The following is a 13,856-nucleotide window of genomic DNA, read 5'->3' as shown; positions in this document are numbered from 1 at the left end:
TCGTTCCCTGTCACTGGAGTCGCGGGCGCTGGAGTCGCGGTCACTTGACGAGCGCGCGCTCGATCACGGAGGTGAAGAAGGTGAGGCCGTCCGTGCCGGAGGCCATGGCAGCGCGGGTGTCCGGGCCGAACCCGGGCTCCGTGGCGTGCTCGGGGTGCGGCATGAGGCCGACGACGTTGCCGCGCTCGTTCGAGACACCGGCGATGTCGTCGATCGACCCGTTCGGGTTGACGCCGACGTAGCGGAACACGACCTGGCCGTTGTCCTCGATGCGCTTGATCTCGTCCGCGTCGGCGACGAACCGGCCGTCGGCGTTCTTCAGCGGGATGGTGATCTCCTGCTGCGCGTCGAAGCCGGAGGTCCAGGCGGTGTCGGCGTTCTCGACACGGAGCACCTGGTCGCGCCGGATGAACTGCTGGTGGGCGTTCCGGGTGTGTGCTCCGGGGACCAGACGGGCCTCGGCCAGCATCTGGAAGCCGTTGCAGATGCCGAGGACCGGCATCCCCTTGCCCGCGACGTCGATGACCTCGGCCATGATCGGGGCCTTGGCGGCGATCGCACCCGCACGCAGGTAGTCGCCGTAGGAGAACCCGCCGGGGAGGACGATCGCGTCGACACCCTGCAGGTCGTGGTCGCCGTGCCAGAGCGCGACGGGCTCGGCTCCGGCGAGACGGACGGCGCGCTGGGCGTCGCGGTCGTCGAGCGAGCCGGGGAAGGTGATGACGCCGATGCGCATCGTCACTCGACCACGCTGACGGAGACGACGTCCTCGATGACGGCGTTCGAGAAGACGTCGACCGCGATCTCGCGGACCTCGGCGAGCTTGGCGTCGTCGACGGGACCGTCGACCGACACCTCGAATCGCTTGCCGATGCGGACGTTGGTCAGGTCGTTCTTGCCGAGGCGGGCGAGGGCGTTGCCCACCGCCTTGCCCTGGGGGTCGAGGATCTCGGCCTTCGGCATGACCTCGACGACGATCGTTGGCACGTGTTCACTCCAGCACAGGGGTCGGGTGGGGACGAGAACAGTCTAGGTGCCGCTCGGGACCGGCCCCAGCGCTTGTGGAGAACCGTTCGGCGACGTACTATTCCAACTCGAACATTCCGCTTCGATCATCCTGTACGGCCACTCATCTCCCGGAGGCACGGTGCCGGACCTCACGCCGCTCGCGTACGCGGCGCTCGGGCTCCTCAACGAGGGACCCGCGCACCCGTACGAGATGTTCCAGACGATGGTCCACCGGCGTGACGCCCGGAACGTCAAGGTCCGCCCCGGCACGCTCTACCACCAGGTCGGACGGCTCGTCGACCTGGGCTTGGCCGAGGCCGTCGGGACCGACCGCGGCGGCAACCGGCCGGAGCGCACGACGTACGCCATCACGGACCAGGGCAGGACGGTCCTCCACGACGGGCTGCTCCACCTGCTCGCCGAGCCCGCCGACGAGTACCCGGTCTTCCACCTGGCCGTCGCCGAGATCGAGAACATCTCGCTCGCCGAGGCGGTCGCAGCACTGACCGCGCGGGCCGCCGCGCTGGAGGGCAGGCGGGCCGACACCGACGAGATCCTCGGCGTCGTGACCGCCAAGGACCTGCCGGAGCGCTACTGGCTGGACGTGTCGTACGTCCGTGCCATGCTCACCGCGCAGATCGAGTGGTTGCACACCACCGTCGAGCGCATCCAGCGCGGCGACGTCCCCTGGGGTGGTCCGGACGCCGGAGCCGACGCCCCCGCAGACACCACGATGAACAGCAACAGCAAGGACACCACTCGATGACATCCGCCTCCACCGTCGCCGACCTGGAGCACGGCAAGAAGCCGTGGCCAGCGCTCTGGGCGCTCGTCGTCGGCTTCTTCATGATCCTGGTCGACTCGACGATCGTCTCGGTCGCGACGCCGACCATCTCCCAGGCCCTCGACGCCGACATCAACGCCGTCATCTGGGTGACGAGCGCGTACCTGCTCGCGTACGCCGTCCCGCTGCTCATCACGGGCCGGCTCGGTGACCGCTTCGGCCCGAAGGTGCTGTACCAGGTCGGCCTCGTCGTGTTCACCCTCGCCAGCCTCTGGTGCGGACTCGCCGGCTCGATCGAGGTGCTCATCCTTGCCCGCGTCGTGCAGGGCCTCGGTGCCGCGATGATGACCCCGCAGACGATGGCCGTCATCACCCGCATCTTCCCGCCGCAGAACCGCGGTGCCGCGATGGGCCTGTGGGGCGCCGTCGCCGGTGTCGCCTCGCTCGTCGGCCCGATCCTCGGCGGCCTGCTCGTCGACGGCTTCGGCTGGGAGTGGATCTTCTTCGTGAACGTCCCCGTCGGCGTCGTCGCGTTCGTGCTCGCGCAGAAGTTCGTGCCGTCCTTCGCCACGAACCGTCACCGCTTCGACCTGCTCGGCGTCGTGCTGTCCGCGGTCGGGCTCTTCCTGCTCGTCTTCGGCATCCAGGAGGGCGAGACCTACGACTGGGGCACCATCACCGGTCCGATCTCCGTCTGGTCGCTCATCATCGCCGGCATCGTGGTCCTCGCCGCGTTCGTCGTCTGGCAGGGCGTGCAGAAGGGGGAGCCGCTCCTCCCGCTCGGCCTGTTCACGGACCGCAACTTCACCCTCGCCAACGTCGCGATCACCGCGGTCGGCGTCGCCATCGCGTCCTTCGCGCTGCCGATCATGCTGTGGGCGCAGGACGTGCTCCGGTTCTCGCCGACGCAGGCCGCGCTCCTCCTGGTCCCGCAGGCCGTCCTCTCGGCCGCGCTCGCGCCCTACGTCGGCAAGCGGCTCAACATCTGGAACCCGCGCTGGGTCGCATCGTTCGGCCTCGCCTGCTTCTCCGGCGGACTGTTCTGGTTCGGCGCGCTCATCGCCGCGAACGCCGACTGGGGTTGGGTGCTCCTGCCGAGCGCGCTCCTCGGGCTCGCGAATGCCTGCATGTGGGGACCGCTCTCCGTCTCCGCCACGCGCAACCTGCCGCCGCGTCTCGCCGGCGCCGGCTCGGGCGTCTACAACACGACCCGTCAGATCGGTGCCGTGCTCGGCTCCGCCGGCATCGCCGCCCTCATGGAGGCCCGTATCCGCGCGGAGTTCCCGAGCCAGTCCGGTGGGTCCGGGATCAGCGCCGAGCAGACGGGGTCGCTGCCGGGCTTCCTGCTCGACCCGTTCTCGCGGGCGATGGGCCAGTCGTTGGTCCTGCCGGCCGTCGTGCTCATCGCGGCGATCGTCGCGGCCCTGTTCCTGACCAAGCCGAAGCAGACCGTGGCGTGGAAGCAGACCGGGTCCGTCGCCACCCAGCCGGACGGGGAGCAGGCCGGCGCCGATCAGGCAGGTGCCGGTGCGCACGAGCACGTCGGCGCGCACGCCTCCGCACCGGCCCCGGCGACCGCCGCGGACGAGCCCGCCGCCGACGACCACCACGGCAGGCACGTCGGCGCGTAGTCGCCCCCGTTCCGCTGGCCGCCGGCCGTCGGTCGCCGGCCACGCCGGTCACGGACCGCGAGCCCCGGTCCCTCGCTCGAGGGGCCGGGGCTCGCGTCGTGTCCGCCGTGCCGAGCAACGCCCGCCGCCGCTCCCGGCTCACCGTCCGGCAGCTGCCGGCCGGGCTCGTCGTCCCGGAGACCGCGGTGGGCGTCAGTGCTCTCGGGACGGGAGGCCCGGCCCGACTCCGGTGGACGAGGACCCGGACACGGTCGCCACGCCCCGGGTCGGCACCGTGCGCGTCAGCAGCCACACACCCGCCGGGATCAGGACGGCACCGACGAGCGCGATCGGGAACGACAGGTGCAGTTGCATGACCGCGAAGGCCGGGCCGATCGTGCAGATGGCTGCGACCGCGAGGACCGGCCAGGTCGGGCGGTCGGACCCCGGAGCCAGGCGGGGGAGCGGCCGGTCGGAGCGGCGGACCGCCCGCGCCACGCCGAGCGCCGTCGCGAGGAGCACCACGACCGCGAGCACCCGCGTCGCCCACCACGTCCCGGAGCCGGGCTCGGGGAAGGGCAGCCCGACGAGCAGGCCGATCCCGTTGAGCAGGATGAACAGCGGCAGGTGCCAGAGGTAGATCGCCATGCCGTCCCGACCGAGCAGGAACACGACGGCCTGCGCGGGACGGGCCTGCATGAGCCTCGTCAGCGGCGCGTGCACGACCTGCACGAGACAGGCCTGCCCGACGGCGAGGAACGCCAGCGGGAGCATCGGCGGGTTGAGGTCCTGCAGCATGTCCGGGGCCCAGAGGCCGACGGAGGTCAGGGGCACGAGCAGGCCGTACGCGGACCCCGCGATCCCGAGCAGCACCAGGCGCGACCGCCGGGCGAACCAGCCGTCGACCCACAGGAACCCGAGCTGCTGCGCGAACAGCCACACCGGGCCGAGGTTGAGGAGCCCCACCTCGGCGACGCCGGTCGCCAGGCGGACCGAGTCGACGACGGCGGCGAGCACGAGCAGCACGACGAGGGTCCACCAGGGCGCGCGTGCGTGCAGCCGGGCCATGAGGGGGACGCAGCACTGCGTGATGCCGTACGCGGCGAGGAACCAGAGCGGGGACCCGATGCCGAACGCGAGTTCGTCGAGCAGCTCGGCCGGGGTGCTGACGGCCGTGGCGACGCCGAGTCCGACCGCGAGCACCACGAAGAGGGGGACCGCCGGCCGGAACAACCGCACGAGCCGGGTCGCGACGTAGTCCCGCGCGGGGCTGCCGGAGGCATCCGTGCGGGCGACGGTGCTGCGCCATCCCATGGCGCTCGCGAACCCGCCCACCACGAAGAACAGCGGCATCACCTGACCGATCCAGGTCGCGCCGACGTACCAGGGCAGCTGCTGCAGGGGGCTCGTCACCCGGATCCCGGCGGCATCGGACGCGACGCCGACCATCGTGACGTGCACGACGACGACGATGACGACGCAGGCCGTCCGGATGAGGTCGACGACCAGGTCCCGCTGCGCGATGGTCCCCCGGACGTCCTGAGCGGTGTTCGCCGACGCTGCGTCGGCCTGCTGCATGGACATGGCTGGACGCTACCGGCCGTTCCTACCGTCCCGAGCGATGCTCAGCTGATCGCGACCGGATCGTGACACATCGTATTCCGCACCGCGTACGTGTCGTGGCCGCGGGGACGGGCCGGCCGTGTACAGTGAGCGTTGTCTTGAACGCTGCAAGAGAAGGGCTCCGCATGGTCGACGACACCGAACTCCTCCGCGGGGCCGGACTCCGGGTCACCGCGCCGAGGCTCGCGGCACTCCGCGCGATCGAGTCGTCGCCGCACACCACGGCCGACGACCTCGTCAGTGCGCTCGCGGCCGAACTCCCGACCACGAGCCACCAGGCGGTCTACGGCGTGCTGAACGCCTTGACCGGCGCCGGGCTCGTCCGCCGTATCGAACCCGCCGGCAGCCCGGCACGGTACGAGCGCCGCACCGGGGACAACCACCACCACATCGTCTGCACCATGTGCGGCGCCATCGGTGACGTGGACTGCGCCGTCGGCCACGCGCCGTGCCTGACCCCGTCCGAGACCCACGGCTTCGCGGTCACCACCGCCGAGGTCACCTACTGGGGCATCTGCGCGCAGTGCGCCGCTGCCGAGCGTGACGACACGGCGGAGGCTGCCGCGTCCGCCGTCGCGCCCAGCGCCACCGCCGTCGCACCCAGCGCGAGCTGAGCGCCTGCGCAGCACGGGCCTCCCGGCAAACCCGGGACGTCCGCTGTGCCCTGCCCAGCGCCGTACCCAGAAGACCAACCCGAGCCACCCTGACCGAATCAACCGTTCCACCGAGGAGGAACCGTGTCCGACCAGAACACGCCCACCACCACCAACAGCGGGGCTCCGGTCTCCAGCGACCAGCACTCCATGGGTGTCGGGGCCGACGGCCCCATCGCGCTGCACGACCACTACCTGGTCGAGAAGCTCGCCCAGTTCAACCGGGAGCGGATCCCGGAGCGCGTCGTGCACGCCAAGGGCGGTGGTGCCTTCGGTACCTTCACCGTCACCCACGACGTGTCGCAGTACACGCGCGCCGCGTTCCTCCAGCCCGGACAGACCACCGAGATGCTCGCGCGGTTCTCGAGCGTCGCCGGTGAGCAGGGCTCGCCCGACACCTGGCGCGACCCCCGCGGCTTCGCGCTGAAGTTCTACACGAGCGAGGGCAACTACGACCTCGTCGGCAACAACACCCCCGTGTTCTTCCTCCGCGACGGCATCAAGTTCCCCGACTTCATCCGCTCGCAGAAGCGCCTGCCGGGCTCCCACCTGCGCGACCACGACATGCAGTGGGACTTCTGGACCCTGTCGCCCGAATCGGCGCACCAGGTCACCTGGCTGATGGGTGACCGCGGCCTGCCCGCCAGCTGGCGCAACATGGACGGCTTCGGCTCGCACACGTACCAGTGGATCAACGCCGACGGCGAGCGCTTCTGGGTGAAGTACCACTTCATCACCGAGCAGGGCCACAAGACCCTGACGCAGGAGGACGCCGACCGCATCGCCGGCGAGGACGCGGACTTCCACATCCGTGACCTGCACGCCGCGATCGAGCGCCAGGACTTCCCGCGCTGGACCCTCAAGGTGCAGGTCATGCCGTACGACGACGCCGCGGAGTACCGCTTCAACCCGTTCGACCTGACGAAGGTGTGGCCGCACGCGGACTACCCCCTCATCGAGGTCGGCACGATGGAGCTCAACCGCAACCCGGAGAACTACTTCGCGCAGATCGAGCAGGCGACCTTCGCCCCCTCGAACTTCGTGCCCGGCATCGCGGCGAGCCCCGACAAGATGCTCCTCGCGCGCATCTTCAGCTACGCGGACGCCCACCGCTACCGCGTCGGCACGAACCACGCGCAGCTGCCGGTGAACGCCCCGAAGAACGAGGTCCACTCGTACTCGAAGGACGGCGGCATGCGCTTCGACTTCCAGAAGTCCGAGGTGCCGGTGTACGCGCCGAACTCGCTCGGTGGTGCCCACGCCGACCCGAACGCGACCGACGACGCGCCGGGCTGGGAGTCCGACGGTGCGCTGCAGCGCTCCGCCGCCACCCTGCACCCGGAGGACGACGACTGGGGTCAGGCCGGCACGCTCTACCGCGAGGTCCTCGACGACGCCGCCCGTGAGCGTCTCGTCGGCAACATCGCCGGGCACGTCTCGAAGGTGACGCGCGACGACCTCCGCGAGCGCGTCTTCGCCTACTGGACGAACGTCGACCCCGACCTCGGAGCGCGCGTGCGCGCCGCGGTCGTGCCGAGCGCGCCGGGCTCGAACGAGGACCCGGAGAAGGTCGCCGTCGAGGCGTAGCCGACGCTGGAACTGCCGGGAGGCGCGGTGCGAGTCGGACTCGCACCGCGCCTCCCGTCCGTGATCCGGCGGTCGCCGGGTGCCCCTGGGCGGAGCGCCGCCTGGTCGGGATGTTCCGCGCAGTGCCGTCGAGTAGTCACGGCCTGTCGTCCCGGGAGGTCCGATGCGACCGTTCCTGACCGCTCGGCGACCGCGGTCGGGCGCGTCGGGAGGGGGGCGATCAGACCTGCTGGCCGTTGAGCAGGATCGGGCCCTCCGGCCAGTCCTCGAGCCGGGCCGTCACGGGTCGGACCATCCAGCCGCCCTGCTCGGTCTCCACGACCCCGGCACCGTCCGCCGTGAACGCACTGAAGGTGCCGACCGCCTCCGGGAACTCGTGCCAGCCCATGTGCGCGTAGAAGGGGACCCGGTCCTCGCCCGCGCCGAGGAACCCGTACGGCACGCGCAGCCCGTCGAGGACGTCGTGCACGCGGTCCATCAGCTCGCAGCCGACGCCCGTTCCCTGCAGTCGCGGCGAGACGCCGACCAGGCCGGTGTCGCCGACCAGGACGTCCTCGCCGCCGACCGTGACGAACATCCGCCGGATGCCGACGTGCGCCAGGACGACGCCGTCCTCGGTCCGCCCGATGACCCGGCGTTCGGGCTGCATCCCCGCCCAGCTCCGGCCGCCGACGTACCAGTGCGACCAGTCCGGGAAGGCCTGCGCCAGCATCGCCGCGATCGCTTCGTGGTCGGTGAGCGTCAGCGCGCTCTCCTCGACCACCTCCCACCGGATGTCGTCAGTCATCCGACCATCCTGCCCGGCGAACCGCATCGTGCACTGACCGCCCGCGTATGTCGTGTACCGGGAAGTGGCATTCCGGGATCGCGTCGTTCTACGTTGCAGATCGGTCGTGGGTGGAGCAGTACCGAGAATCACTCCGCAAGTCGGCCATTCGACATTCGGCATGAGCCCTTGCGTCAGGCCGAGAACGCTCATGCATTACACATCACGCTGCGACGGTCGCGGCGATGGAGGGGAACGAACATGATGGTCTCGAAGCTGATCCTCGGAGTCGCGATCGTCGGGACAGTCCTGAGTGCTGGCGTCGCCGTCGACGCAGCGACGGCACCGGGGGCAGAGGCTCGGGCGTGCTGGGGACAGATCACGCAGTACGGCATGATCCGAGCGGCGTGATCAGCCGAGGTCGCTGGTGCGTCGTTGCGATCGTGGTCGCTCTCATCAGCACGGCGAGCGCGTGCAGCGCGTCGCGTACGGAGCGGGGCAGCGACGGGCCGATCTCCCTCCTCGGGGCGGGGCCGTGGGCAGATGAGTTCGCCACGGCGATCTCAGACGCCAGCGATTACGAGCCGGCCATCCTCGAGGACGGTGTGGTGACGCCGAAGGAACTGGCGGATGCGCAAGCCAAGATGCGGGAATGCATGGCTGAAGCGGGCTACGGGTCCCCAGAGGCGGTCCAGTGTCGCCTCGAGATGCTCGGACTCTGGCGGGAACCGTGAGTCGGAAACGCAGCACGACGGTCTCCGGCTCGCTCATCGGTCTCGGCAACCTCCTCGTCGCTGCGGCCGCTGCGGTCGGAGCGGTCGTCGCACTGCCGACGGATCCGCCCGCCGTCCTGCAGGCGGCGACCCCGGTCGAGACCGTCGCGGTCGCCGAGCGGACGGACCGCCCATTAGGTGGCGTCCGGTTCGGCGACCCGGGTCTTCACCGCGGCGGATCGGATCGACTGCCGGGCATGTTCGGCGCTCGTGGAGGAGCCGGACGTCCTGGCGGCCGGGGCACTCCGGAGGCTCGACGACGGCATGATGGTCTCAGCGCTCCCGGGGACCTCGATCTCGACCCACGAGGTCACGGCCGGGGCGACCGCGCTGTTCACCTCGTGTGGGGTGCGATCGGCGCCGTCCTGGCGCTCGCCGTGTCCGTGGTGCTGGTCCGGGGCCTCCCGTTCGGTGACGGATTGCCCGTCGTCGAGGGCGCCGCGCTCCTCTGCGGGCTCGGACTCGTCGGAGCGGTAACAGGAGGTGCGGCGGCCGTCCCGCTCGTCCGCGAGCGGGCGCTGCACCGCTACTTCCGCACCCGCTGACGCGAGCGGGCTCGGGACGCTGACGCGAGCGGGCTCGGGACGCTGACGCGAGCGGGCTCGGGACGCCGACACGAGCCTCCCGGCCGTGATCGCGACCCAGCCCGCCGGCCGCGCACCCGGACGGACCACGCGCGCCCCCAGCCGGGAGCCGCAGCTCGCGCCCGCCGACTCACCCGCGACCGGCGGTGGTCACCTCGATGCGGTTCGCCCAGGGGTCCTCGAACGCGACCGTCCGGCCGTCGTCCGCGGTTTGCACGCCGGCGTCCCGCATGCGCGCGGTGAGCGCGCCGAGGTCGTCGGCGGCCGGCACCTCGATGCGCACGAGGCCCAGCCCGAGGGCGAGCTGTCGGCGTCCGGCTCCGCGCGAGTTCCACGTGTTCATCGCCATGTGGTGGTGGTACCCGCCGGCGCTGACGAACAGTGCCTCCCCGCCCATCGCCGCGGTCGTGGCGAAGCCGAGCGTGTCGACGTAGAACGCCTTCGCGGCGGCGAGGTCCCCGACCGACAGGTGCACGTGGCCGACGCGACCCGGCCGGGAACCTGCGTGCTCCAGCGCCTCGGCCGTCAGGTGCTCCTGCAGGAAGGCGTTCGGGTCGAGGTACACGGTGTCCATGTCGACCGAGCCGTGCGTCCACGACCACTGCGTCCGGTCGCGGTCCCAGTACAACTCGACGCCGTTGCCCTCCGGATCGGAGAAGTAGAACGCGTTGCTGACCAGGTGGTCGGCGCTGCCGGTGAAGGACTGCGGGTAGCCGGTGGCGACGGAGTACAGCGCCGCGGCGAGGTCAGCCTGGGTGTCGAAGAGCACGGCGGTGTGGAACAGACCGGCCTGCCCCGGGCTGGCGTTCCGGAGCGACGGCTCGTGCTCGAGGACCAGGACCGGCACGGTGAGCCCTCCCGCGGCGTCCCCGGCCGCCGGGCGCCCGAGCACCACCCGACCGCCCTCCTGCGCGAGCACCGTCAGCCGGACGCCGTCCCGGTAGTACGCCGTCATGGCGTCGAGGTCGGCGACCCGGAGCGTGACGGCGCCCACCCCGGTGTCCGCGGCGAGGAGGTCCTGCGAGTGCATGCCCTCAGTCTGCGCCCGCTTCGGTGACACGTCAACGAGTTGTCACTTCGCGCTGAAGCCCCCGTCCGTCTTGAGCAGTTGTCCGTTCACCCACCCGCCGTCCGGCCCGCAGAGGAACCCGACGAGCGCCGCCGTGTCCGTGGGCATCGACGGCCGGCCGAGCGGAGTCTGGTCGACGGCCGCCTGCCGGATCTCGTCCGTCATCCATCCCGTGTCGTTCGGCCCCGGGTTGATGGTGTTCGCGCTGACCCGCACGTCCCCGAGTTCGATCGCCGCGCCGACGATCAGCCGGTCGAGCGCACCCTTGCTCGTGCCGTACGGCAGGTTGAACCCGACGTGGTCGCTCGTCAGCGCGATCACCCGGCGCCGGTCGAGCGGCGCGTCGGCTCCCTCGCGCAGTCGCCTCGCGTACGCCTGGACGACGAGGAACGGGGCGCGGACGTTCACGGCCAGGTGCTTGTCGAACGACTCGACGGTCGTCGTCGCGAAGTCGGAGTCCACCGACTCGCAGTGCGACATGACGACGGTCGCCACGGGCGCACCGGCTTCGGCCTCGGCGCGGCTGACGAGCGCGGCCGCCTGCTCCGGGTCGGCCAGGTCGACCGGGAGGCGCGTCACGGCGGCCCCCGCCGCCACACACTCCGCGACGACCGCGTCCACCCCCTCCGGGTCGGCACCCCCGTGCACCCGCTCGTCGTACGGCCCCCACCAGCTGATGGCGAGGTCCCAGCCGTCGGTGGCGAGCCGGATCGCGATCGCGGCACCGATGCCGGCCCGTCGGCCCACCCCGGTCACCAGGGCGAGTGGTCTGCGGTCGGTCATGTGGGCCTCCATCCCGACCGTGCAGCGGTGCGCGGTCCTGACCACCTTGGCATCACATCCGGGTGCTCGTCAGCCGGACCCGGCCGGGACGGGCCAAGATGGACCGATGCCCCCTGAACGCCGAGGCCGCCGACCGCGACCCCAGGACCTGCCCATCGAGCGCGCCCGTGACCGGCCGTGGCCGTCCCCCTCCGGCGCGATCGCCGTGCCGGCCGTCTCGATCGCGGTCGCGCCCGTCGCGACGGTCGTGGTGACGCCGTGAGCGAGACAGGTCCCTCGACCGCGAGCGAGCAGACCCGCCGGCGATCGACGACGCGGTTCCTGCGCGACCTGGTCGTGATCGTGGTGGCGGCGCTGGCCGTGTCCTTCCTGGTGAAGGCGTTCCTCGTGCGGTCGTTCTACATCCCGTCGGAGTCGATGGAGGACACCCTGCTCGTCGGGGACCGCGTCCTGGTGAACGAGCTCGTGCCCGACGTGATGTCGCTCGAGCGCGGTGACGTCGTGGTGTTCCGGGACCCGAACGCGTGGCTCGCGCCGGGGCAGGGCGAGGACCTCATCAAGCGCGTGATCGGACTGCCCGGGGACCGGGTCGAGTGCTGCGACGCCCAGGGTCGGCTGTCGGTGAACGGGCACGCGGTCGACGAGCCGTACGTGCGACTGCCCGCCGACGTCGATCGGGTGTCGGGCGAGGACTTCGCCATCACCGTGCCGGCCGGGCGCCTCTGGGTCATGGGTGACAACCGGTACGACTCCGCCGACTCGCGCATCCACGGCAACGTGCCCGTCGACGACGTGGTCGGTCGGGCGTTCGTGATCACGTGGCCGGTCGGCCGGTGGTCCGTGCTGTCCCGGTACGGCGAGGAGTGGGACGCGGTCCCCGACCCCGACCCCGGCCCCGGCCCGCGGTCCTCGATCCCGACCAGCGGTCCCGACCCCGACCCGAGCGGCCCCTGACCGCCGGTCGACGACCGACGGAGCCGGGTCAGCAGCCCGTGGCCGTGAGGGTCACGCGCGCGACGCGGTCCGCCACGACGGTCGTCCTCCCGGAGCAGAGGTCCCCGGCCCGGACGGTCACGTCTCCGAGCGGGATCCCGGCGAAGTCGGCGGTGTCGCCCGGGTAGACCTGCTGTCGTGCCGAGGGCTCGCCGTTCGGCAGGACGACCTGCACCCGGTACGGCCGATCGGCGGCATCGGGCGAGACCGTGACCGACACCCGCCCCGTCGGGTTCTGGACGCCCCCGCAGCCGGTGAGCGCGACGACGATGCCGCATCCGAGGGCGAAGGCGGGGACCACACGACGGAGCACCCGGTCAGGCTACGCGCCGGTCGCGGGGATGACCCGTCCACTGGGGGCATGCGTTGTGCGGAGCCCGGGAGGGCGTGTCCGGTATCCGCGTTAGCGTGGAGTCATGAGCACCGAGCACGTCGCACAGTCGATCCCCGCTTCCGCTCCCGGCGCGGCTCGGCGTGCCGCGGTCCTCGCCGCTCTCGACGTGATCGACGGCGGGCCCGAGGAACGGTTCGAACGCATCACCCGGATCGCCCGCGAGGCGTTCGGGGTGGCGGGTTCCTTCATCAACCTGGCCGGCGACGACCAGCTCTTCCACAAGTCGCAGCAGTCCGACCAGGTGTTCCCCGGGTCGACGCCGTTGCAGGACACCTTCTGCGGCCGGACGCTGCACCAGGACGGCCCCGTGGTGGTGCCGGACGCGCGTGCCGACCAGCGGTTCTCGGACCTGCCGATGGTCAACCTCGACCCCAACGTCCGCTTCTACGCCGGGGTCCCACTCCGGGTCGGAGCGGACGCCACGAAGGTCGGGACGCTCTGCCTCATCGACCCGAGTCCGCGTGCGCTCGACACGGACGACGTCGCCCTGCTCGAGGAACTCGGCCTCTGGGCGGAGCGGGAACTCGCCACCGGGCTCGACGTCGACCGGCTGCGCACCGTCCTGTCCGGCCTGCAGCCCCGCATGATCGACGTGCCGGGGTGGACCATCGGTGGGACGTCGATCCCGCACGGCATCGTCTCGGGCGACTTCCACGACTGGCGCTCGGCCGACGGCACGGTCGACCTCACCGTCGCGGACGTGATGGGGAAGGGCATGGCCGCCGGACTCCTGGCAGCGGGCATGCGCGGAGCACTGCTCGCCCGGTGCCACGAGGAGCCGTCCACCGCGATCGCCGAACTCGAGGAGCAGGTCGCCCCGGACCTCAGCGCCGCCGAGGCCTTCGCCACCCTGTTCCACGGTCGGCTCGACACCACGACCGGACACCTGGCGTTCGTCGACGCCGGTCACGGCCTCGTCCTGCACCTGCACGCCGACGGGACCGAGTCGGTCCTGCGCTCCGTCGACCTCCCGATCGGCCTCCACCCGGTCGGGATCGACCGCGCTGCCGGCGAACTCGTGCTCGAACCCGGTGACACCCTGCTGCTCGTCAGCGACGGTGCCCTCGAACTCTGGGACTCGACGCTCGCGTCCCTGTCCCGACTCGGGGCGCTCTACCGGGCGGCGCCGGACGTGACGACGTTCCTGGCCGGCGTCCGTGGCCGCGTGCTCGAGCACGACCCCGGCGACGACCTCACCGTCGTCGTCGTGTCGCGCGACGCCTGAGCAC

Annotated in this window: 17 protein-coding genes; 9 read left to right on the top strand and 8 right to left on the bottom strand. The window is 71.6% G+C overall.

The window, feature by feature from the left end; all coding sequences use genetic code 11:
- Positions 1–40: 40 nt before the first annotated feature.
- Both purQ and purS read right to left on the bottom strand, forming a co-directional pair.
- Complete coding sequence (gene purQ, locus DEI83_RS09815; RefSeq protein WP_111074887.1) at positions 41–736, bottom strand: phosphoribosylformylglycinamidine synthase subunit PurQ; 696 nt, start codon at positions 734–736, stop codon at positions 41–43.
- A gap of 2 nt (positions 737–738) precedes the next feature.
- A complete protein-coding gene (gene purS / locus DEI83_RS09810) occupies positions 739–987 on the bottom strand; it encodes a phosphoribosylformylglycinamidine synthase subunit PurS (RefSeq protein WP_110823495.1) in 249 nt (82 codons plus the stop codon).
- Between the two features lie 160 nt (positions 988–1,147).
- On the opposite strand from purS, the gene DEI83_RS09805 reads away from it, so the two are divergent.
- On the top strand, positions 1,148–1,774 hold the full coding sequence (locus tag DEI83_RS09805; RefSeq protein WP_111081773.1) for a PadR family transcriptional regulator: 627 nt from the start codon (positions 1,148–1,150) through the stop codon (positions 1,772–1,774).
- Entirely contained in the window at positions 1,771–3,423 is a 1,653-nt protein-coding gene (locus DEI83_RS09800; RefSeq protein WP_375334662.1) for a DHA2 family efflux MFS transporter permease subunit, read from the top strand. The genes DEI83_RS09805 and DEI83_RS09800 overlap by 4 nt, the downstream gene beginning before the upstream one ends.
- A gap of 192 nt (positions 3,424–3,615) precedes the next feature.
- Here DEI83_RS09800 and DEI83_RS09795 read toward each other — a convergent pair whose 3' ends face one another.
- Positions 3,616–4,986, bottom strand: coding sequence for an acyltransferase (locus tag DEI83_RS09795; RefSeq protein ID WP_111081772.1), 1,371 nt, complete (start codon positions 4,984–4,986; stop codon positions 3,616–3,618).
- 164 nt (positions 4,987–5,150) lie between these two features.
- Between DEI83_RS09795 and DEI83_RS09790 the strand changes: the two genes are divergently transcribed.
- Entirely contained in the window at positions 5,151–5,639 is a 489-nt protein-coding gene (locus DEI83_RS09790) for a Fur family transcriptional regulator (RefSeq protein WP_111081771.1), read from the top strand.
- 123 nt (positions 5,640–5,762) lie between these two features.
- Positions 5,763–7,265, top strand: a complete 1,503-nt coding sequence (locus DEI83_RS09785; RefSeq protein WP_111081770.1) for a catalase — start codon at positions 5,763–5,765, stop codon at positions 7,263–7,265.
- A 220-nt stretch (positions 7,266–7,485) separates the two neighbouring features.
- Here the strand turns inward: DEI83_RS09785 and DEI83_RS09780 are convergent, their stop codons facing one another.
- Complete coding sequence (locus DEI83_RS09780; protein WP_181431157.1) at positions 7,486–8,052, bottom strand: GNAT family N-acetyltransferase; 567 nt, start codon at positions 8,050–8,052, stop codon at positions 7,486–7,488.
- 240 nt (positions 8,053–8,292) lie between these two features.
- Between DEI83_RS09780 and DEI83_RS15930 the strand changes: the two genes are divergently transcribed.
- Entirely contained in the window at positions 8,293–8,442 is a 150-nt protein-coding gene (locus DEI83_RS15930) for a hypothetical protein (RefSeq protein ID WP_181431156.1), read from the top strand.
- Between the two features lie 32 nt (positions 8,443–8,474).
- Positions 8,475–8,765: a hypothetical protein gene (locus DEI83_RS09775; protein ID WP_146243289.1), complete on the top strand. Its 291-nt coding sequence runs from the start codon at positions 8,475–8,477 to the stop codon at positions 8,763–8,765.
- Between the two features lie 173 nt (positions 8,766–8,938).
- Here the strand turns inward: DEI83_RS09775 and DEI83_RS15715 are convergent, their stop codons facing one another.
- From DEI83_RS15715 to DEI83_RS09755, 3 genes are all read right to left on the bottom strand, one after another.
- On the bottom strand, positions 8,939–9,328 hold the full coding sequence (locus tag DEI83_RS15715; protein ID WP_146243288.1) for a hypothetical protein: 390 nt from the start codon (positions 9,326–9,328) through the stop codon (positions 8,939–8,941).
- A 190-nt stretch (positions 9,329–9,518) separates the two neighbouring features.
- Entirely contained in the window at positions 9,519–10,418 is a 900-nt protein-coding gene (locus tag DEI83_RS09760; RefSeq protein WP_111081765.1) for a VOC family protein, read from the bottom strand.
- 42 nt (positions 10,419–10,460) lie between these two features.
- Positions 10,461–11,240, bottom strand: a complete 780-nt coding sequence (locus DEI83_RS09755; protein ID WP_111081827.1) for an SDR family oxidoreductase — start codon at positions 11,238–11,240, stop codon at positions 10,461–10,463.
- A 106-nt stretch (positions 11,241–11,346) separates the two neighbouring features.
- Here DEI83_RS09755 and DEI83_RS15925 point away from each other — a divergent pair, with 106 nt between their 5' ends.
- Entirely contained in the window at positions 11,347–11,502 is a 156-nt protein-coding gene (locus DEI83_RS15925) for a hypothetical protein (protein ID WP_181431155.1), read from the top strand.
- A complete protein-coding gene (lepB, locus tag DEI83_RS09750; protein ID WP_258371156.1) occupies positions 11,499–12,194 on the top strand; it encodes a signal peptidase I in 696 nt (231 codons plus the stop codon). Before DEI83_RS15925 ends, lepB begins: the two co-directional genes overlap by 4 nt.
- Positions 12,195–12,222: 28 nt before the next feature.
- On the opposite strand, the gene DEI83_RS09745 is transcribed toward lepB, so the two are convergent.
- Positions 12,223–12,546 (bottom strand): hypothetical protein, encoded by a 324-nt coding sequence (locus DEI83_RS09745; protein ID WP_111081764.1) that lies wholly within the window; start codon positions 12,544–12,546, stop codon positions 12,223–12,225.
- A gap of 103 nt (positions 12,547–12,649) precedes the next feature.
- Here DEI83_RS09745 and DEI83_RS09740 point away from each other — a divergent pair, with 103 nt between their 5' ends.
- The gene (locus tag DEI83_RS09740) at positions 12,650–13,852 is read left to right on the top strand and encodes a GAF domain-containing SpoIIE family protein phosphatase (RefSeq protein ID WP_111081763.1); all 1,203 of its coding nucleotides are present in this window, start codon (positions 12,650–12,652) and stop codon (positions 13,850–13,852) included.
- Positions 13,853–13,856: the final 4 nt, after the last annotated feature.

The organism is Curtobacterium sp. MCBD17_021 (assembly GCF_003234525.1).
GTDB lineage: Bacteria > Actinomycetota > Actinomycetes > Actinomycetales > Microbacteriaceae > Curtobacterium.
This window is presented reverse-complemented; position numbering and strand designations above follow the sequence as displayed.